This window comes from Lysinibacillus cavernae (assembly GCF_009724685.1).
Taxonomy (GTDB): domain Bacteria; phylum Bacillota; class Bacilli; order Bacillales_A; family Planococcaceae; genus Lysinibacillus; species Lysinibacillus cavernae.
The window spans coordinates 177,951-195,727 of the sequence record NZ_WMEF01000009.1 but is presented as its reverse complement, the minus strand read 5'-3'; the positions used below and the strand labels follow the sequence as shown (position 1 = coordinate 195,727).

Below are 17,777 nucleotides of genomic sequence, written 5' to 3'. Positions count from 1 at the left end.
CCTTTTTTAGTGAGACAAGGAATAGCATTTTTTGTCGAAAATAAGATAAGATTAAAAATTGATTTTATCCACATTTGGAAATGATCCTTACTTTAGATTTTGCTGAAAATATGTTAGTCTAAGGTGTTAGTAAGTATTGGTCGGTTTCGATTATCCACATGTGGATAACGTTGAGGAGGTCATTAAATGGAGTTCGATACAATTGCTGCGATATCCACACCGATGGGTGAAGGTGCCATAGCCATCGTTCGTTTAAGTGGGGATGATGCGGTGACGATTGCAGATAAAATATTCAAATCACCTGGTGGAAAAAGTTTAACAAAGAAGGATTCGCACACCATTCATTATGGACATTTAGTTGATCCTAAATCAAATGAGGTAGTAGAGGAAGTAATGCTGTCGTTAATGCGAGGACCAAAAACATTCACGCGTGAGGATGTAGTTGAAATAAATTGTCACGGCGGATTAGTTTCAGTAAATCGTGTGTTACAACTAGCATTAACGAATGGAGCAAGATTAGCTGAGCCTGGTGAATTCACAAAACGGGCATTTTTAAATGGACGCATTGATTTATCACAGGCTGAAGCAGTTATGGATTTAATAAGAGCCAAAACAGATCGAGCGATGAATGTTGCTTTGGGCCAAATGGATGGAAAATTATCGAGACTTATTGGTGATTTGCGCCAAGCTTTACTAGAGACATTAGCACAAGTAGAGGTTAATATAGATTATCCGGAGTATGATGATGTAGAAGAAATGACTGTACCTGTTTTAGTAGAAAAATGTACATGGGTAAGAAATGAAATAATTAAACTTCTGCAGACATCTTCACAAGGGAAAATTTTACGTGAGGGTTTATCAACTGTTATTTTAGGTCGTCCGAATGTAGGGAAATCTTCTCTTTTAAATAGCCTAGTACAAGAAAATAAGGCCATAGTGACAGATATTGCAGGTACTACTCGTGATATTATAGAAGAGTATGTCAATGTACGCGGTGTTCCACTTCGTTTAGTGGATACTGCAGGAATTCGAGAGACAGAAGATATTGTTGAACGAATTGGCGTAGAACGTTCTCGTGAGGCACTTCGTGGAGCAGACTTAATTCTGTTTGTATTAAACTATGCAGATGAATTGACTGCTGAGGATGAGCGTTTATTCGAAACAATTAAGGCGATGGATTACATCGTAATTGTCAATAAAACAGATTTACCGCAAAAAATTGATTTAGCACGTGTTAAAGAATTGGCTGGTGAACATCGTATTGTAACGACTTCTCTGTTACAGGAGGAGGGCATTACAGAACTAGAGGAATCTATTGCTGCATTATTCTTTGAAGGTCAAATCGAAGCGGGCGATTTAACATATGTTTCAAATGCACGACATATTGCACTTCTGCATCAAGCGCAAGCAACTGTTGAGGATGCAATTGCAGCTGCACAGGCTGGTGTACCAGTTGATATGGTACAAATCGATGTAACAAGAACATGGGAAATACTTGGTGAAATCATTGGTGACACTGTACAAGAAAGCCTAATTAATCAATTATTTTCACAGTTCTGCTTAGGAAAATAAATATATGAAAGAAAGGAAGATACGAGCATGCCAACAAAATATGAGGCAGGCACGTTTGATGTTATTGTAATTGGCGCAGGCCATGCAGGTTCTGAAGCTGCACATGCTGCGGCTAAAATGGGTGCTAACACTTTGATGCTAACGATCAATTTAGATATGATTGCATTTATGCCATGTAATCCATCTATCGGTGGCCCTGCCAAAGGAATCGTCGTACGTGAAATTGACGCTTTAGGTGGCGTCATGGGGAAAGTTATAGATAAAACACATATACAAATGCGCATGTTAAATACAGGGAAAGGTCCAGCAGTACGTGCATTGCGTGCTCAGGCGGACAAAGTCCTATACCAACAAGAGATGAAACGTGTGTTGGAGGAAACGGCAAACTTAACAATCCACCAAGGAATGGTTGAAGAGCTTATTATTGAGGATGGAGAAGTTAAGGGGGTCATTACACAAATTGGTGCGGTTTATCGTGCTAATACAGTAGTTGTGACAACAGGTACTTTCCTACGTGGAGAAATCATTATCGGTGATATTAAATATTCAAGTGGACCTAATAACCAACAACCGTCGATCCGCTTAGCCGATAATTTAAGAGAGCTTGGTTTTGACCTTGTTCGATTTAAAACAGGTACACCACCACGAGTGAATAACCGTACTATTGATTACGATAAAACAGAGATTCAACCAGGAGACGACACTCCACGAGCATTTAGTTTTGAAACAACTGAGTTCATTATGGATCAGTTACCTTGCTGGTTAACCTATACAAGCCCTGAAACACATGAAATTATTGAAGCTAATTTGCATCTTTCACCGATGTATTCAGGAATGATTAAAGGGACAGGTCCACGTTATTGCCCATCTATTGAAGATAAAGTTGTGCGCTTTAATGATAAGCCGCGTCACCAAATTTTCTTAGAGCCAGAAGGCCGTAATACGCGTGAAGTGTATGTTCAAGGTTTATCAACGAGCTTACCTGAGCATGTCCAAACACGTTTACTAAAATCAATACCTGGCTTAGAAAACGCGGAAATGATGCGTGCAGGTTATGCAATTGAATATGATTCAATTGTGCCAACACAACTATGGCCAACTTTAGAAACAAAACGTATTAAAGGCTTATATACAGCTGGCCAAATTAACGGTACATCTGGTTATGAAGAGGCAGCTGCACAAGGCTTAATGGCGGGGATGAATGCCGCTGCTAATGTCCTTGGTAAAAATGAATTAATCTTAAGTCGTTCTGATGCCTATATTGGCGTTTTGATCGATGACCTTGTTACAAAAGGAACAAATGAGCCTTATCGTTTATTAACATCTCGTGCAGAATATCGTCTACTGCTACGTCACGATAACGCAGATCTACGCTTAGTGGAGCTAGGTTATAAAATGGGGATGATTCCACAAGAAAGATTTGCAAAGTTCAATGATAAAAAAGAACTGATTGAAAATGAAATTGCTCGTCTTCGTGATGTAATTATTAAGCCAAATGAAGCAACACAATCTGTTATTCGTTCTGTAGGTGGTAGTGAATTAAAAGATGGCATACGTGGCGCTGATTTATTAAAACGCCCTGAAATGCATTATGAATTGATTTCTTCTCTAATTCCGGCAGATATAGAATTTACGGATGAAGTGAAAGAACAAATTGAAATCCAGCTTAAGTATGAAGGTTATATCGAAAAAGCACTGCAACAAGTAGAGAAGTTGCATAAAATGGAAAATAAAAAAATCCCTGAGAATATTGATTATGACGCTATTTCTGGTTTAGCAACAGAAGCACGTCAAAAATTAAAACAAGTTACACCACTTTCCATTGCGCAAGCCTCTCGTATTTCGGGTGTTAATCCAGCTGATATTTCGATTCTACTTGTTTATATTGAACAAGGTAAAATCGCGAAAGTAAGCAGCTAATAATGAAGAACCGTAAAGTGAATAAGGGGCGGGCATACCATTTGTGCCCGCTTCCTATTTTTAAAGCTATACGATTGTTTTAAAGTAGCTGAATGCTAGTATAGCTAGATCGATAAAGGAGACTTTACATGAACGAACAACAATTTATTGAGGCACTGAAAGAAAAAGGCATTGAACTTTCCGACAAGCAAATCACTCAATTTAAAAAATACTTTGAATTACTTGTCGAGTGGAATGAAAAGATGAATTTAACCGCTATTACAGATTTAGAAGGCGTTTATTTAAAGCATTTCTTTGACTCGATCAGCGCTTCATTCTATTTTGATTTCTCAAAAGTAATAACTGTTTGTGATGTAGGAGCAGGGGCGGGTTTCCCAAGTATCCCTATTAAAATCTGTTTCCCACATTTACAAGTCACAATTGTAGACTCCTTAAATAAAAGAATTACATTTTTAAATCATTTAAGTGATGAGTTACAATTAGAGAATATGCATTTTGTGCATGCTCGTGCAGAAGAATTTGGTCGAAATGTAAAATATCGAGAGCAATTTGATGTAGTAACAGCACGTGCTGTAGCCCGTTTATCGGTTTTATCAGAGCTATGCGTCCCTTTAGCAAAACAAGATGGATATTTTGTTGCACTAAAAGCTGCAGCAGGAGCAGAAGAATTAAAGGATGCTGAAAAAGCTTTAACAACATTGGGTGTTAAACTGAGAGAAGAATTTTCTTTCAAGCTACCTGTTGAAGAAAGTGACCGCATTTTATATATATTTGATAAAATAAAAGGAACACCGAAAAAATACCCGCGTAAGCCAGGTGTACCAAATAAAACACCAATTCAGTAATTAGTGTTTCATGTGAAACTTCTCAAAGTAGAAAATATTTTTTCTATTTTGAGCATACATACTAGATATGGATGGTTCACGCAAAAGACATCTATGAACTATATACATTTGAGCAAATATAATAAATAATAATAGAATGACACAGAGCAAGATAGTTACTTAAAGGTGGTGCCACTTGGATGAAAAGTCCTTTTTCACGTTTTTTTGGAGGCGGAAGTAAAACAGAGCCTATTGTGAAAAATGAAGTAGAACAAGCAGAGGCGGTTCATGCAGCGGAAGAAGTCATAAAGTTGCCTATTGATCAAATTGTACCTAACCGTTTTCAGCCACGTACTATTTTTGATGATGAAAAAATTGAAGAATTATCAAGAACCATTCATACACATGGTGTGATTCAGCCAATTGTTGTACGTAAAACATCAGAAAATCAATATGAAATCATTGCTGGTGAGCGTCGTTATCGAGCAATGAAAAAGCTACAATGGACAGAAGTCCCTGCTATTGTACGTAATTTAACGGATAAGGAGACAGCTTCTATTGCGTTAATAGAGAACTTACAGCGTGAAGAGTTAACTGCAATTGAAGAAGCGGTAGCCTATCAAAAATTATTAGAGCTTCATGAGCTAACACAGGAAGCTTTGGCCCAACGACTTGGAAAAGGACAATCCACTGTAGCCAATAAATTACGTTTATTAAGGCTGCCGGATGAAGTGCAGCAAGCCATTTTGAAGCGTAAAATATCTGAAAGACATGCACGTGCATTAATTGCAATTAAAGATCAACCATTACAATTAGAAGTTTTACAACAAACGCTTGATAATGATTGGAATGTACGTCAGTTAGAGGAGCAAATTCAGGCAATTTTACATCCGGTAACTGAAGAGCAGGAAGAAACAGTACCAAAGAAAGCAAAGCCGAAGCGTAAGGCCATAAGTAAAGATGTACGTATCGCCTTGAATACCATTAAACAATCGTTAACGATGGTAACGAAAAGTGGTATTACGGTGAAAACGGAAGAAGAAGATACAGAAGAATACTATCAAATTACAGTGAAGATACCTAAAAAGAAAAAGGTATAATAAATTATTTTAAAAAAGTAATTTATTGTTTCATTTATCACTGAACAGAGGAGATATCTCAGAAAGTTTAATGAGATGTCTCCTTTTTTGTATATATTCTTAATATTTTATACAACTCTCTTCTGTTTTTTTGATAGAATGAAAGTTAGATAGCGGATTAAATCGTGATTTTACAAATGATTTGTCAAAGTAAACTTTGATAGATGAAAGCAGGTGCTTTTAAATGGGTAGAATTATAGCAATCGCCAATCAAAAGGGTGGCGTAGGAAAAACAACAACTTCGGTCAATTTAAGCGCTTGCCTAGCATATTTAGGTAAGAAAGTGCTATTAATTGATACTGATCCGCAGGGAAATACGACAAGTGGACTCGGGGTTAATAAAGGAGAAATACAAAGTTGTATTTATGATGTGCTCATTGATGATGAAGATGTTGAAAATGTCATTCAAAAAACAAACGTAGAAAATTTATCAATTGTGCCAGCAACCATCTCACTTGCAGGTGCTGAAATTGAATTGGTTTCGACTATTTCAAGAGAAGTGCGTTTAAAACATGCACTCCAAAATGTGAAAGAAGATTTTGATTATATAATTATTGACTGTCCACCATCTTTAGGGCTTTTAACAATCAATGCTTTAACAGCTTCAGATGCGCTAATTATCCCTGTACAATGTGAATATTATGCGTTGGAAGGATTAAGTCAATTGTTATCTACTGTTCGCCTTGTTCAAAAGCATTTAAATCAGCAGCTATACATTGATGGCGTTCTATTAACAATGCTTGATGCTCGAACAAACTTAGGTTTGCAGGTTATTGATGAAGTAAAAAAATATTTCCAAGATAAAGTATATAAAACGATAATTCCTCGTAATGTACGATTAAGTGAGGCACCAAGTCATGGTCAACCAATCATCACTTATGACGCAAAATCTAGAGGTGCAGAAGTTTATTTGGAGATGGCGAGGGAAGTGATTAAAAATGGCTAAAGGTTTAGGAAAGGGCATTGGTGCACTATTCCCAGGAGAGTCTTTAGAACAAAGTGGGCAAGTAGAAGAAATTCGATTAGATTTAATTGTTGCGAACCCATTTCAGCCTCGTAAAATTTTTGATGAAGAAAGTTTACAAGAATTATCAGATTCTATAAAAGAACATGGTATTTTACAGCCAATCGCTGTGCGTAAAAAAGGACGCAAATTTGAAATTGTTGCTGGGGAACGTCGTTATAGGGCGTGCCTATTAGCAGAACTAGAGGTTATTCCTGTCATCATTAAAGAGCTATCAGATGCACAAATGATGGAGCTAGCAATATTAGAAAACCTCCAACGTGAGGATTTAACAGTTATTGAAGAAGCAGAAGCCTATCACAGTTTAATGGAAAACTTACATTTAACTCAAGAAGAGCTATCTAAACGGTTAGGGAAAAGTAGACCACATATCGCCAATCATGTTCGACTACTTGCGTTACCAGAAGATGTACGTAAATTTATGAATGACGGCACATTATCGATGGGGCAGGGACGAGCATTACTCGGCTTGAAAAATAAAAGAAAAATATCAGAAGTGGCCAATAAGGTAATTAATCTAGGTTTAAATGTTCGTCAGGTTGAAATGTTAGTACAAAGTTTAAATGAAGAAGTTTCACGTGAAACAATCCCACCAAAGAAAAAAGATATATTTGTATCAGCTAAAGAATCCCAATTACGTGATTACTTTGGAACAAATGTTCAAATAAAGAAAACAAACAATAAAGGAAAAATTGAAATTGAATTTTATTCTGAAGATGATTTAGAACGTATTTTAGAAATATTAAATTTACAGGAAGAATAAACCAATAGTTTGATAATTTAATCAGAGCGCCAAGCAAACAGGCGCTCTCTATTTTTTAGAGAGAAGGAAGGCTTGAGTGTGGTATTACTAGGGGCATTGATTAATGCTGTGCTAATTGTAGCAGGTGCATTAGTGGGGCGCATTTTTAAAAATATTCCTGAATCTATGAAGTCTACTGTCCTATCCATAATTGGTTTAGCAGTCACATTATTAGGTATAAAGATGGGCTTCGAAAGTGATAATTTTATTATACTAGTAGTAAGTTTAGTGGTAGGTACTGTAATAGGTGAGTGGTTAGATTTAGATAAACAAATGAATCGCCTTGGGAAATGGGTTGAGTCATTATTTCGTACAAAACGGAATGATCAAAATCAAATTAGTATAGCAGAGGGCTTTGTCAATGCTTCATTAATATTTGTCGTTGGTTCAATGGCTGTTATTGGTGCACTCGATAGTGGTCTTCGTAATGATCATAATGTATTGATTACAAAAGGGTTGATAGATGGATTTACATCCATTATTCTAGCATCCACATTAGGCATAGGTGTCCTGCTATCCGCAGTACCAGTCTTTGTTTATCAAGGATTAATAGCACTTTTTGCAGGTGTTATTAGTTCCTTTATTCCTGATGCTGCACTACAAATGTTCATTACAGAAATGACAGCTGTAGGTGGTGTGATGATTATGGCTATAGGATTGAACATTGCAGGCTTAGCTAAGATCAAAGCTGCTAACTTGCTGCCAGGTATCATCGTTGTTGGCGTTATGGTTGCTATCTTCTACACTTTTCAGTGAATAACGATGGGCAGCCAGTAATAAAGCTCTTGAAAGCTTTTCAGCCATAGCATAAGAAATATGAAGTCTTGTATTTTGTAAAACAAGCATTTCCATAAAGCCTCCAATATTGACGATTCCTTTGACGGAAATGTCTCCAATTGGGGGTAATTCTTTTTTTACAGCTTTTCCAGGGAAGATGGGTCCGCTTTGAACTGAAATATGACCAACATTTTGTTCACTGCCGAGACATGCATCAATCGCAATAATGAATGGTTTTGTAGTATGATTGTGTAGCTGTTGCATAGTAGAATCTAAGTTTAGAGCATGTAAAGGATCTTCTAAAGAACCTACAATTTCATAGGGGAAGCTAACAGATTTTTTTAAGAAGCTACCCGTTAATGGACCAAGTGTATCACCTGTACAGCGGTCGCTGCCGATACAACAAAAAATTAATCGTTCATGATGAAACGGTATATGTTCTAAAAATAATGTACTTAATTGCCAAACAGCATTTTTACTTTCGTGATGAAGGGAATAAGGTAGTAACAAATTTGGTATAGTATTCATAAAAAAACTCACTTTCTTTTTATTTTTTTAGAAGTGTTCAATTTTTATGCAGTATACGCAAATTTTTAGCAAGTTATTCAAGAGGTGGTAATGATGGAAGAGAATAAAAAATTAATGGAGAGGTACTGGGATAAACTCACATCTGAGGACCTTTGGGAAACGGTTATTAATGCATCCATAGAGATTTTGCTCATTTTATTAGCATCATGGATAGCTGTAAGATTAGGTAAAAAATTTATTAAAAAAGTGTTTCTAATACGAGTGCGTTCCCCATTAAACCACTCAGAGCGTCGCCAACGAACAATTGCAAGATTATTACAAAGCGTGATTTCCTATGTTGTTTACTTTTCAGCAATCATCGGCATACTTTCTTCCTTAGAAATAAAGGTAGCAGGTCTATTAGCCGGTGCAGGGATAGTTGGTTTAGCAGTAGGTTTCGGTGCTCAAAGTTTAGTGAAGGATGTTATTACAGGGTTCTTTATTATTTTTGAAGACCAGTTTGGTGTAGGGGATTATATAAAAATTAATGCAGCAGAAGGAACGGTTGTAGAAATTGGTTTACGTACAACGAAAATTAATGGTGTTACTGGTGAGCAGTTTATAATTCCTAATGGTGCAATCGGCGAGGTTGTCAATTATTCAGTTAACAACTCTAAAATATTTATAGATTTACAAATTGCTACTGATGCTGATTTTGAAAAAGCTGAAGCGGTTATTAAAAAATATTTAGAGACATTACCAAAAATATACAAGGAGTTAATTGCGGCTCCAGTGTTTTTAGGTGTGCAAAATGTTAAAGGAACGGAGGTAACGATACGTATTGCTGCTGAAACATTACCGCAACAACAATATGGTGTAGCACGTACCATTCGACGTGACGTTACGAAACTCCTTGAAGAAAATAATATACCAATGGCCTATCCAAAAATGATGTTCTATAGCAAAGATGAGGGGAGAAGTGAATAAAATGGAAGCAAAAATATTCGGTTTAAATGATATCGTTGAAATGAAAAAACAACATCCATGTGGTGTAAATAAGTGGAAAATCATTCGGATGGGAGCAGATGTACGAATCAAATGCGAAGGATGTCAGCATAGTGTAATGATTCCACGCCGTGAATTTGAGAAAAAAATGAAAAAGGTTTTAATATCGGCTAATGAGGCTTAACATCAGGCATATTAGACTTTTTATGAGTGAATCAATATAATAGATAAGGTTATATGAGAGAAAAAATTTGAACTGAGTATAGAAAGGTTGTGTCCATCCATGGCATTAACAGCTGGAATCGTTGGTTTACCTAACGTTGGAAAATCAACATTATTTAACGCAATTACAAAAGCGGGCGCATTGGCTGCAAACTATCCATTCGCAACGATTGATCCGAACGTTGGTATTGTTGAAGTACCAGATGCACGTTTAGATAAATTAACAGAATTAGTTGTACCGAAAAAAACTGTACCAACTGCATTTGAATTCACAGATATCGCAGGAATTGTAAAAGGCGCTTCTAAAGGTGAAGGATTAGGAAATAAATTCCTTGCTCATATTCGTGAAGTAGATGCAATTTGTCAGGTTGTACGTTGTTTTGTAGACGAAAACATTACGCACGTATCTGGTTCAGTAGACCCAATTGATGATATAGAGGTTATTAATCTAGAGCTTGCACTTGCTGACTTAGAATCTGTAGATAAACGTTTACAACGTGTTAGCAAAATGGCAAAACAAAAAGATAAAGAGGCTATGGTGGAAGAGCCAGTTCTTTTAAAAATTAAAGAACAATTAGAAAACGGTAAACCTGCACGTGCCGCAGAGCTTTCTGATGATGAACTAAAGGTAATTAAAGGTCTTCATTTGTTAACAATTAAACCAATGCTTTATGTTGCAAACGTTTCAGAAGATGAAGTAGCGGATGCAGACAATAATGAATATGTGAAAAAAGTACGTGAGTATGCTTCAGCAGAAGGTGCTCAAGTGATTACAATTTGTGCAAAAATTGAAGAAGAAATTTCTGAGCTTGATGATGAAGAAAAAGCTATGTTCTTAGAAGAACTAGGAATAAAAGAATCAGGCTTAGATCAATTAATCCGTACTTCTTATGATTTATTAGGATTAGCTACGTACTTCACTGCAGGTGTACAAGAGGTACGTGCATGGACGTTCCGCAAAGGTATGAAGGCACCACAATGTGCAGGTATCATTCATACAGACTTTGAACGTGGCTTTATCCGAGCAGAAACAGTTGCTTACGATGATTTACTAGAGGCAGGTTCTCAAGCAGCAGCTAAGGAAGCTGGTAAAGTACGTCTTGAGGGTAAAGAGTATGAAGTACAAGATGGCGATATTATGTTATTCCGTTTTAATGTATAAAAACTGACAAGGGCAATCTAAAATGGTTGCCCTTTTTCGATTGTATAGTTATCAGAATCTTTAGTGTATGGAGGTTGTTAACGAAATGAATGCTATGCAAATAAAGGAACGTGGTTTGGAGTTTGAGCAACTGGGAAAGCTACCACAAGATGTTTTAGATTTTATCTATGATCAACAATTGTTCAAGCTGTTCACTGCAAAAGAATTAGGTGGTAAGGATTTAGATTTAGTAGAAGGTATAAAAGTATTTCAGCAAATGTCTGCACTAGATGGCAATTTCGGCTGGCTTATTACAATTGGTACAGGAGGAAATGCATTTATTCCTACATTCAGCAAAGAAATTTGTGAAAAAATCTTTACGCCTAAAGAAGCGGTCATCGCAGGTAGTGGATATCCAACGGGGGTAGCTGTAAAAACAGATGGCGGTTATTATGTAACGGGACAATGGAAGTATTGTAGTGGTTCCAACTATGCGACAACATTTACAATGAATAGCTATATAGAAGAATATGGTGTTAAAACCGAAAATATTGTTAGTTGCTCAGTGAATCCTCAAGATGTTGAGATTTTGCATGATTGGTGTGCAATGGGTCTAAAAGCAACGGCAAGTCACACTATCCGTGTGAACAATGTTTGGGTGCCTCAGGAAGATACTTTTCAATTAGGTACGATAAGAAATGACTACGGAAATTCAGTACATAGCTTTCCATTTGCCACTTTTGCGGAGGCTTCTTTTTTAAGTGTTTGTCTTGGAATAACAGAAAGCTTTTTAGAAGAAGCATTTGCTTTAATGAGGCAACGAAATCACGATGTAAGCAAGGCTGAACGCATTGGTGCATTACAGTTTTTATTGATGCAACAGCAGAAGCGTTTTAAACAATTTGAAGAACAATTCTATACAACACTGTCCGAATATTGGAAAAAACACCAGCAAGGTAATCAATTAATAGAAGATGAATTATTACAATTTACACAAATGAGTAAGGAAATAGCCGCTGCTTGCCTAGACATAGTAAATAAACTAATCAGAAGCCTTGGCATGGATGCTATTACAGAAACATCCACGATTAATCGTATTTGGAGAAATTTATATACAGCAGCACAGCATGGGTTTTTAACTCCCTAAAGTATAAATAGAAACTGTAGCTATTCGTTTTTACGCTACAGTTTCTACATGCATATATGTAGTCTTACTTTAGTGGGCCATCCTTTTCCTGGGAAGTATACACATAAAGTTTTGGCAGTTTAGGATCATCCTGTACTAAAGCATTTTTGGGATATTTCCGTAATTCTTTATACATGGCAAAATCACCTACTGCACCTGCAATCAAAAAAGCCCCAATCAGAATCAAAACGGTGCTGTTAAGATAAAACCCAATAATGGTTGGGAGCACACCAGTTGTCCAGAATGGTAGTAATAGTGCCTTTTTCATAGCATGGTTGTAGAGGGGTTGTTCAGTAGTCGCATAAGCAATACCTAGCTCTAAATTCATACCATATTTTAAAGCATTAAAGGGTACTTTGCCAAAAATCATAAAACCAATTAAATGAAAAGCTTCATGTAGGATAATAAAAATAATATACAGAATCACAAATAGTACTATGCCAACAGCCATATGCCAAAATGAAAAATGAAAATCTTTAAAGCAAATATATTGAATTGCTGTAAATAATATGACAAGACCGCTGGTGATCACAATATTGTCGATCATTAATTTTTTTAAATCTAATTCAATAACGATAGTCTCTTTATTTGGTAACATAAAAGCGCTCCTTTCATAGATGAATGAACTATACTTTCATTATATAAAAGGAATAATTAGTTTGCGACTTGAAAGACATGTACCTATATGTTACAATTCATTGATGTGAGTAATAATTTATTGCTTGCTCCTTGCTCCCTTATATTAGGAGAGCCTAAGTCCATAAGGAGGTGTAAACAGATGAGAAAATACGAATTAATGTACATTGTACGTCCGAACATTGAAGACGAAGCGAAGAAAGCTTTAGTTGAACGTTTCAACGAAATCTTAACTTCTAACGGTGCAGAAGTCATCGAATCAAAAGAGTGGGGCAAACGCCGCTTAGCTTATGAGATTAAAGACTTCCGCGAAGGTTACTACCAAATCGTGAAAGTAAGCGCTACTTCAGAAGCAATCAACGAGTATACACGTCTTGCTAACATCAGCGAAGACATCATTCGCCACATTGCAGTTCGCGAAGAAGCTTAATCATTTATTTTTAACAAAACGCTGAAAAGGAGGTTGTATTCTGATGATAAACCGTGTCGTATTAGTTGGAAGACTAACAAAAGATCCTGAGCTACGTTATACACCGAATGGAGTTGCGTCTACAAGATTTACAGTTGCTGTAAATCGTGCATTCTCAAATCAACAAGGTGAACGCGAAGCTGATTTCATTAGCTGTGTTGCGTGGCGAAAACAGGCTGAAAACCTAGCGAACTTCATGCGAAAAGGAAGTTTAATTGGGGTAGAAGGTCGTATCCAAACAGGCAGTTATGAAGGACAAGACGGTAAGCGAGTATATACAACAGATGTCGTGGCGGATAGCGTACAGTTTTTAGAACCCCGTAATGGTAGCGGTACTCCTGCTCCTCAATACGGTGGTGGACAAACTTACGGGAATAACCAACCGTCATATGGCGGTGGTCAACCACAACAACAGTTTGGTGGCGCTATGCCAGGGCAGGGTTCCTATGGCGGCGATGCTTATCAGCAAAATCAACCACCTATGAATCAGCCGAATTATACACGTGTAGATGAAGATCCATTTGCGAATAGCAAAGGACCAATTGAAGTATCTGAGGATGATCTTCCATTCTAATGCTTCTAAATGAAAAAAGATAAGGAGGAGACACACTATGGCACCACGTCGCGGAGGCCGCAAACGCCGTAAAGTTTGCTACTTCACTGCTAATAACATTACGCACATCGACTATAAAGATGTAGATTTATTAAAAAAATTCATCTCTGAACGCGGTAAAATTTTACCACGTCGCGTAACTGGCACTAGCGCTAAGTACCAACGTAAATTAACTTCTGCTATTAAAGTATCTCGTATCATGGGATTACTTCCATTCGTATCAGAAGACAAATAAGATTGATGACGGTAAGGTAACTGATCTTACATCAATTTTAAAAACCAGCATATTACGATATTCGTATCGGGGTATGCTGGTTTTTTGTTATGGTTAAAAGGGAAATTATTAATGATAATCATTTATTTTTTCTTTGTACCGAATGAGTCGTGTCAGTTTAACCATCGCTTTATTTTGGTGTACTCCTCATATACGAACATAATTACACCGAGAAGAAATTGATAAAATTAATGATAATGCATATAGTGTTCTAAGTGATTTTTGTTCAATACTATGAAAAAATGGTACAATAAAGGGTAGTAAGTTTGACTGAAAAAAAGGAAGGTTTTCAATGCCGAATAATCAAACAAAAGCGCTTGTACAAGGCTCAATGATGGTTGCACTTTTTACAATTTTAATGCTAATTTCTGCATATGTACCATTCATCTTTATAGTAGGTTTATTATTCGCTCCACTACCAATTGCTTGGTATAGCGCAAATTACAAGTGCTCCACATCAATACTCGTAGCAATAGTTGGCTGTATCCTGACTACTATAACGAGTGGAATATCCATGCTACCATTTGCCTTTTTATTAGGGTTACTAGGTGTCGTAATGGGTAATGCAATTTATCAAAAGAAAAGTAAGCTTTATTTATTTATGTCAATGGGGATTGCTAATCTCATATCAATGGCTATCGTTTATGTTGCATATGTACAATTCACAGGAATAAATTTCATTACCATGGGGATTGAGATTGCTCGTGAAAATTATGAACAGTCCAATGAATTTGCAAAAAGTGTAACTGGCCAAGTAGCTTTACAACCAGAACAGCTAGAGGCTATGTTTAAAACGATTGAGCTGACAATGCCTGCAACAATTACAATTTCAGCATTTTTTGCAGCGTTTATTATCATAACGGTAAATTTACCCGCGTTAAAGCGACTTGGTGTAGATGTTCCAAAATTTGCTCCGTTCCAAAATATGCGATTACCACGTTCTATTTTATGGTATTACATGATTGTTTTATGCATTAATCTATTTATGCGTCCTGAGGCTGAATCTACACTAGATATTATTGTATTGAATGTTTCTTATATTTTATGGGTGTTACTCATTCTACAAGGGATATCTTTTATTCATTATTTCATTTCTAGAAAAGGGATGCCAAATGGGGTTAAATGGGTAGCTACATTGCTAGCAATTCCGTTATCATCCTTCATGATCTTACTCGGTATCGTTGACTTAGGTTTTGACGTACGTTCACTTGTAAAGGGGAAGACTAAAGAATAAGGGGCTGATTGTAATGGGGACTTTTAGAAAACGACCAATTCGCTATCCGCTTTTTGTTCTTTCCATATTTGGAATTGTGACGTTCGTGCTTCTATGTATTTGGAATATCGGGATAGGTATCGGTTATGGGGTAGGTTTTGTTTTACTGATGGCCTACACATGGAAGGTAGAAAAAATTGCTTTTGAAGAAACTGAAAAGCATATTGAATCCATTTCCTTCCGAATGAAAAAAGTAGGGGAAGAGGCATTGCTTGAAATGCCAATCGGGATATTGTTGGTTAACGAGCAATATGAAATAGAATGGTCGAATCCATATATGCAAGGTATCTTAAATACGGAAACATTAGTTGGTGAAGGTATTGTCAATATATCTGACGACATCTACGTATTAATGAAGACCGAAGAAACAAATGAGGCTACGATTACACTGCGTGATCGTAAATATCGGGTCTATTATAAAAAAGAGGAACGACTATTGTACTTCTTTGATATAACTGAACAGATTGCCATTGAAAAGCAATACTTTGCAGACCGTACAGTCATCGCTATTTTATTTGTCGACAATTATGATGAAATCACGCAAGCCATGGATGACCAACCACGTAGTTTAACCAATACGATGGTTACTTCAATTGTCAATGAATGGGCTGCAGAGCACGGCGTATTTGTAAAACGTATATCATCTGATCGTTTTTTAGCTGTATTAAATGAATCCATTTTAACTGAGCTGGAAAAGAAGAAATTCGCTATTTTAGATACCATTCGAGAAAAAACAGCTCAAAAGAATTTATCTTTAACATTAAGTATTGGTGTAGGAGCTGGATCATCCTCACTTGTTGAGCTTGGTGAATTGGCACAATCGAGTCTAGATCTTGTATTAGGACGTGGTGGTGACCAAGTAGCGATAAAGCAACCTACTGGAAAACTTAAATTTTATGGTGGGAAAACGAATCCAGTTGAAAAACGCACACGTGTTAGAGCGCGCGTCATCTCACACGCATTACGTGATTTAATTCAAGACAGTGACCAAGTGTTTGTTATGGGACATAAAAATCCTGATATGGATTCCATTGGTGCGTCTGTTGGCGTACGTAAAATGGCTCAAATGAATGATGTTAAGGGCTATGTCATCATAAACTTTGATGAATTAAATGGTAGCGTTACACGATTAATGAATGAAATTGAGAGTAAGTCGGATTTCTATGAAAATTTCCTAACACCTGAGGAAGCTGCTGGGAAAATGACAGAAAAATCATTGCTCGTTATTGTCGATACACATAAACCGAATTTAGTGATTGATGCGCATTTATTGAAACTAGCTGAAAAGGTTGTTGTGATCGACCATCATCGTCGAAGTGAGGACTTTATCGAAAATCCTACACTTGTTTATATGGAACCATATGCCTCATCTACTGCTGAACTTGTGACAGAGTTACTAGAATATCAGCCGAAGCGTGCAAAGATTAATATGCTAGAGGCTACTGCGTTGCTAGCAGGCATTATTGTCGATACAAAAAGCTTTACACTTCGTACAGGAGCACGTACGTTTGAAGCGGCTTCTTATTTACGAACAAATGGTGCAGATACAGTATTGGTACAGCGTCTCTTAAAAGAAGATGTGGACACATATATTGAACGATCCAAAATTGTGCAAACAGTTAAGTTCGTAAAACCAGGAGTAGCGGTTGCTGTAGGTGAGGAATCGAAAGTGTATGACTCTGTCTTAATTGCACAAACAGCAGATATTTTACTAACGATGAAGGATGTTAGTGCATCCTTTGTCATTGCGCATCGGGCAGATGGAAAAATCGGTATAAGTGCGCGATCGCTTGGCGAAGTCAATGTGCAGCTTATTATGGAAAGGCTTGGCGGTGGCGGTCATTTAACGAATGCTGCCTGCCAAGTAGAAGCTAAATCCATTGATGGTGTGAAAAAACATTTAGAAGAGGCCATAAATGAGGTCTTTGAAGGGAGTTCTAACTAATGAAAGTAGTATTTTTAAAAGACGTTAAAGGAAAAGGAAAAAAAGGTGAAATTAAAAACGTAGCTGATGGCTATGCACAAAATTTCTTAATTAAAAATGGCTATGCAGCTGAAGCCAATGCTCAAGCACTAAGCCAGTTAGATGGGCAAAAAAAATTAGAAGCCAAAAATGCTGCAGCAGAATTAGCTGAAGCACAAGCATTAAAAGAGAAATTAGAAACATTAACAGTTGAACTAAAAGCAAAATCAGGTGAAGGTGGCCGCTTATTTGGCTCTGTATCGACAAAGCAAATTGCTGATGCATTACAAAAAGTGCATGGCTTTAAAATTGATAAACGTAAAATGACTTTAAATGATGGAATTCGTGCACTTGGATTTACAAATGTTCCTGTAAAACTACACCATGAAGTATCAGCAACATTAAAAGTACATGTAACGGAAGAATAAGG

The 17,777-nt window shown here is 36.8% G+C and carries 19 protein-coding genes; 17 read left to right on the top strand and 2 right to left on the bottom strand.

All coding sequences use genetic code 11. From position 1 onward, the window contains the following. The first annotated feature begins 186 nt into the window (after positions 1-186). The 7 genes from mnmE (at position 187) to GJU32_RS17250 (ending at position 8,037) form a co-directional block, all read left to right on the top strand. Complete coding sequence (gene mnmE, locus GJU32_RS17280; RefSeq protein ID WP_155593170.1) at positions 187-1,572, top strand: tRNA uridine-5-carboxymethylaminomethyl(34) synthesis GTPase MnmE; 1,386 nt, start codon at positions 187-189, stop codon at positions 1,570-1,572. A 27-nt stretch (positions 1,573-1,599) separates the two neighbouring features. Continuing rightward, the gene (gene mnmG, locus GJU32_RS17275; RefSeq protein WP_155593169.1) at positions 1,600-3,492 is read left to right on the top strand and encodes a tRNA uridine-5-carboxymethylaminomethyl(34) synthesis enzyme MnmG; all 1,893 of its coding nucleotides are present in this window, start codon (positions 1,600-1,602) and stop codon (positions 3,490-3,492) included. Positions 3,493-3,620: 128 nt separating this feature from the next. Further along, entirely contained in the window at positions 3,621-4,337 is a 717-nt protein-coding gene (gene rsmG, locus GJU32_RS17270; protein WP_155593168.1) for a 16S rRNA (guanine(527)-N(7))-methyltransferase RsmG, read from the top strand. A gap of 179 nt (positions 4,338-4,516) precedes the next feature. Next, positions 4,517-5,416, top strand: coding sequence for a nucleoid occlusion protein (noc, locus tag GJU32_RS17265; protein ID WP_155593167.1), 900 nt, complete (start codon positions 4,517-4,519; stop codon positions 5,414-5,416). 223 nt (positions 5,417-5,639) lie between these two features. Beyond that, positions 5,640-6,401 carry a ParA family protein gene (locus GJU32_RS17260; RefSeq protein ID WP_155593166.1) on the top strand — a complete coding sequence of 254 codons (762 nt, stop codon included), beginning with the start codon at positions 5,640-5,642 and terminating at the stop codon, positions 6,399-6,401. Next, on the top strand, positions 6,394-7,242 hold the full coding sequence (locus tag GJU32_RS17255; RefSeq protein ID WP_155593165.1) for a ParB/RepB/Spo0J family partition protein: 849 nt from the start codon (positions 6,394-6,396) through the stop codon (positions 7,240-7,242). The genes GJU32_RS17260 and GJU32_RS17255 overlap by 8 nt, the downstream gene beginning before the upstream one ends. Before the next feature lie 78 nt (positions 7,243-7,320). Beyond that, on the top strand, positions 7,321-8,037 hold the full coding sequence (locus GJU32_RS17250; RefSeq protein ID WP_155593188.1) for a DUF554 domain-containing protein: 717 nt from the start codon (positions 7,321-7,323) through the stop codon (positions 8,035-8,037). Here the strand turns inward: GJU32_RS17250 and yyaC are convergent. Further along, positions 7,954-8,586, bottom strand: a complete 633-nt coding sequence (yyaC, locus tag GJU32_RS17245; RefSeq protein WP_155593164.1) for a spore protease YyaC — start codon at positions 8,584-8,586, stop codon at positions 7,954-7,956. The two genes, GJU32_RS17250 and yyaC, sit on opposite strands and share 84 nt — an antisense overlap. A 93-nt stretch (positions 8,587-8,679) precedes the next feature. On the opposite strand from yyaC, the gene GJU32_RS17240 reads away from it, so the two are divergent. From GJU32_RS17240 to GJU32_RS17225, 4 genes are all read left to right on the top strand, one after another. Continuing rightward, on the top strand, positions 8,680-9,552 hold the full coding sequence (locus GJU32_RS17240; RefSeq protein WP_155593163.1) for a mechanosensitive ion channel family protein: 873 nt from the start codon (positions 8,680-8,682) through the stop codon (positions 9,550-9,552). 1 nt (position 9,553) lies between these two features. Beyond that, a complete protein-coding gene (locus GJU32_RS17235) occupies positions 9,554-9,754 on the top strand; it encodes a DUF951 domain-containing protein (RefSeq protein ID WP_155593162.1) in 201 nt (66 codons plus the stop codon). A gap of 99 nt (positions 9,755-9,853) precedes the next feature. After that, positions 9,854-10,954 (top strand): redox-regulated ATPase YchF, encoded by a 1,101-nt coding sequence (ychF, locus tag GJU32_RS17230; RefSeq protein ID WP_155593161.1) that lies wholly within the window; start codon positions 9,854-9,856, stop codon positions 10,952-10,954. Between the two features lie 85 nt (positions 10,955-11,039). Beyond that, positions 11,040-12,080, top strand: coding sequence for an acyl-CoA dehydrogenase family protein (locus tag GJU32_RS17225; protein ID WP_155593160.1), 1,041 nt, complete (start codon positions 11,040-11,042; stop codon positions 12,078-12,080). 64 nt (positions 12,081-12,144) lie between these two features. Here the strand turns inward: GJU32_RS17225 and GJU32_RS17220 are convergent, their stop codons facing one another. Continuing rightward, positions 12,145-12,717, bottom strand: coding sequence for a DUF3267 domain-containing protein (locus GJU32_RS17220; RefSeq protein ID WP_155593159.1), 573 nt, complete (start codon positions 12,715-12,717; stop codon positions 12,145-12,147). A gap of 180 nt (positions 12,718-12,897) precedes the next feature. Between GJU32_RS17220 and rpsF the strand changes: the two genes are divergently transcribed. The 6 genes from rpsF to rplI all read left to right on the top strand — a co-directional run bounded on the left by rpsF (position 12,898) and on the right by rplI (position 17,775). Then, the gene (rpsF, locus tag GJU32_RS17215) at positions 12,898-13,185 is read left to right on the top strand and encodes a 30S ribosomal protein S6 (protein WP_155593158.1); all 288 of its coding nucleotides are present in this window, start codon (positions 12,898-12,900) and stop codon (positions 13,183-13,185) included. A 43-nt stretch (positions 13,186-13,228) separates the two neighbouring features. Beyond that, positions 13,229-13,798 carry a single-stranded DNA-binding protein gene (gene ssb, locus GJU32_RS17210; protein ID WP_155593157.1) on the top strand — a complete coding sequence of 190 codons (570 nt, stop codon included), beginning with the start codon at positions 13,229-13,231 and terminating at the stop codon, positions 13,796-13,798. 37 nt (positions 13,799-13,835) lie between these two features. Continuing rightward, a complete protein-coding gene (gene rpsR / locus GJU32_RS17205; protein ID WP_010860721.1) occupies positions 13,836-14,072 on the top strand; it encodes a 30S ribosomal protein S18 in 237 nt (78 codons plus the stop codon). 331 nt (positions 14,073-14,403) lie between these two features. Then, positions 14,404-15,345, top strand: coding sequence for a YybS family protein (locus tag GJU32_RS17200; protein ID WP_155593156.1), 942 nt, complete (start codon positions 14,404-14,406; stop codon positions 15,343-15,345). A 13-nt stretch (positions 15,346-15,358) separates the two neighbouring features. Next, positions 15,359-17,329 (top strand): DHH family phosphoesterase, encoded by a 1,971-nt coding sequence (locus GJU32_RS17195; RefSeq protein WP_155593155.1) that lies wholly within the window; start codon positions 15,359-15,361, stop codon positions 17,327-17,329. Beyond that, positions 17,329-17,775, top strand: coding sequence for a 50S ribosomal protein L9 (gene rplI, locus GJU32_RS17190; protein WP_155593154.1), 447 nt, complete (start codon positions 17,329-17,331; stop codon positions 17,773-17,775). Before GJU32_RS17195 ends, rplI begins: the two co-directional genes overlap by 1 nt. Positions 17,776-17,777: the final 2 nt, after the last annotated feature.

What these genes read in the sequence shown, in the direction of transcription:
- mnmE (WP_155593170.1), top strand. Translation starts at nt 187, where the DNA reads ATGGAGTTCGATACAATTGCTGCGATATCCACACCGATGGGTGAAGGT.
- mnmG (WP_155593169.1), top strand. Translation starts at nt 1,600, where the DNA reads ATGCCAACAAAATATGAGGCAGGCACGTTTGATGTTATTGTAATTGGC.
- rsmG (WP_155593168.1), top strand. Translation starts at nt 3,621, where the DNA reads ATGAACGAACAACAATTTATTGAGGCACTGAAAGAAAAAGGCATTGAA.
- noc (WP_155593167.1), top strand. Translation starts at nt 4,517, where the DNA reads ATGAAAAGTCCTTTTTCACGTTTTTTTGGAGGCGGAAGTAAAACAGAG.
- GJU32_RS17260 (WP_155593166.1), top strand. Translation starts at nt 5,640, where the DNA reads ATGGGTAGAATTATAGCAATCGCCAATCAAAAGGGTGGCGTAGGAAAA.
- GJU32_RS17255 (WP_155593165.1), top strand. Translation starts at nt 6,394, where the DNA reads ATGGCTAAAGGTTTAGGAAAGGGCATTGGTGCACTATTCCCAGGAGAG.
- yyaC (WP_155593164.1), bottom strand. Translation starts at nt 8,586, where the DNA reads ATGAATACTATACCAAATTTGTTACTACCTTATTCCCTTCATCACGAA.
- GJU32_RS17240 (WP_155593163.1), top strand. Translation starts at nt 8,680, where the DNA reads ATGGAAGAGAATAAAAAATTAATGGAGAGGTACTGGGATAAACTCACA.
- GJU32_RS17235 (WP_155593162.1), top strand. Translation starts at nt 9,554, where the DNA reads ATGGAAGCAAAAATATTCGGTTTAAATGATATCGTTGAAATGAAAAAA.
- ychF (WP_155593161.1), top strand. Translation starts at nt 9,854, where the DNA reads ATGGCATTAACAGCTGGAATCGTTGGTTTACCTAACGTTGGAAAATCA.
- GJU32_RS17225 (WP_155593160.1), top strand. Translation starts at nt 11,040, where the DNA reads ATGAATGCTATGCAAATAAAGGAACGTGGTTTGGAGTTTGAGCAACTG.
- GJU32_RS17220 (WP_155593159.1), bottom strand. Translation starts at nt 12,717, where the DNA reads ATGTTACCAAATAAAGAGACTATCGTTATTGAATTAGATTTAAAAAAA.
- rpsF (WP_155593158.1), top strand. Translation starts at nt 12,898, where the DNA reads ATGAGAAAATACGAATTAATGTACATTGTACGTCCGAACATTGAAGAC.
- ssb (WP_155593157.1), top strand. Translation starts at nt 13,229, where the DNA reads ATGATAAACCGTGTCGTATTAGTTGGAAGACTAACAAAAGATCCTGAG.
- rpsR (WP_010860721.1), top strand. Translation starts at nt 13,836, where the DNA reads ATGGCACCACGTCGCGGAGGCCGCAAACGCCGTAAAGTTTGCTACTTC.
- GJU32_RS17200 (WP_155593156.1), top strand. Translation starts at nt 14,404, where the DNA reads ATGCCGAATAATCAAACAAAAGCGCTTGTACAAGGCTCAATGATGGTT.
- GJU32_RS17195 (WP_155593155.1), top strand. Translation starts at nt 15,359, where the DNA reads ATGGGGACTTTTAGAAAACGACCAATTCGCTATCCGCTTTTTGTTCTT.
- rplI (WP_155593154.1), top strand. Translation starts at nt 17,329, where the DNA reads ATGAAAGTAGTATTTTTAAAAGACGTTAAAGGAAAAGGAAAAAAAGGT.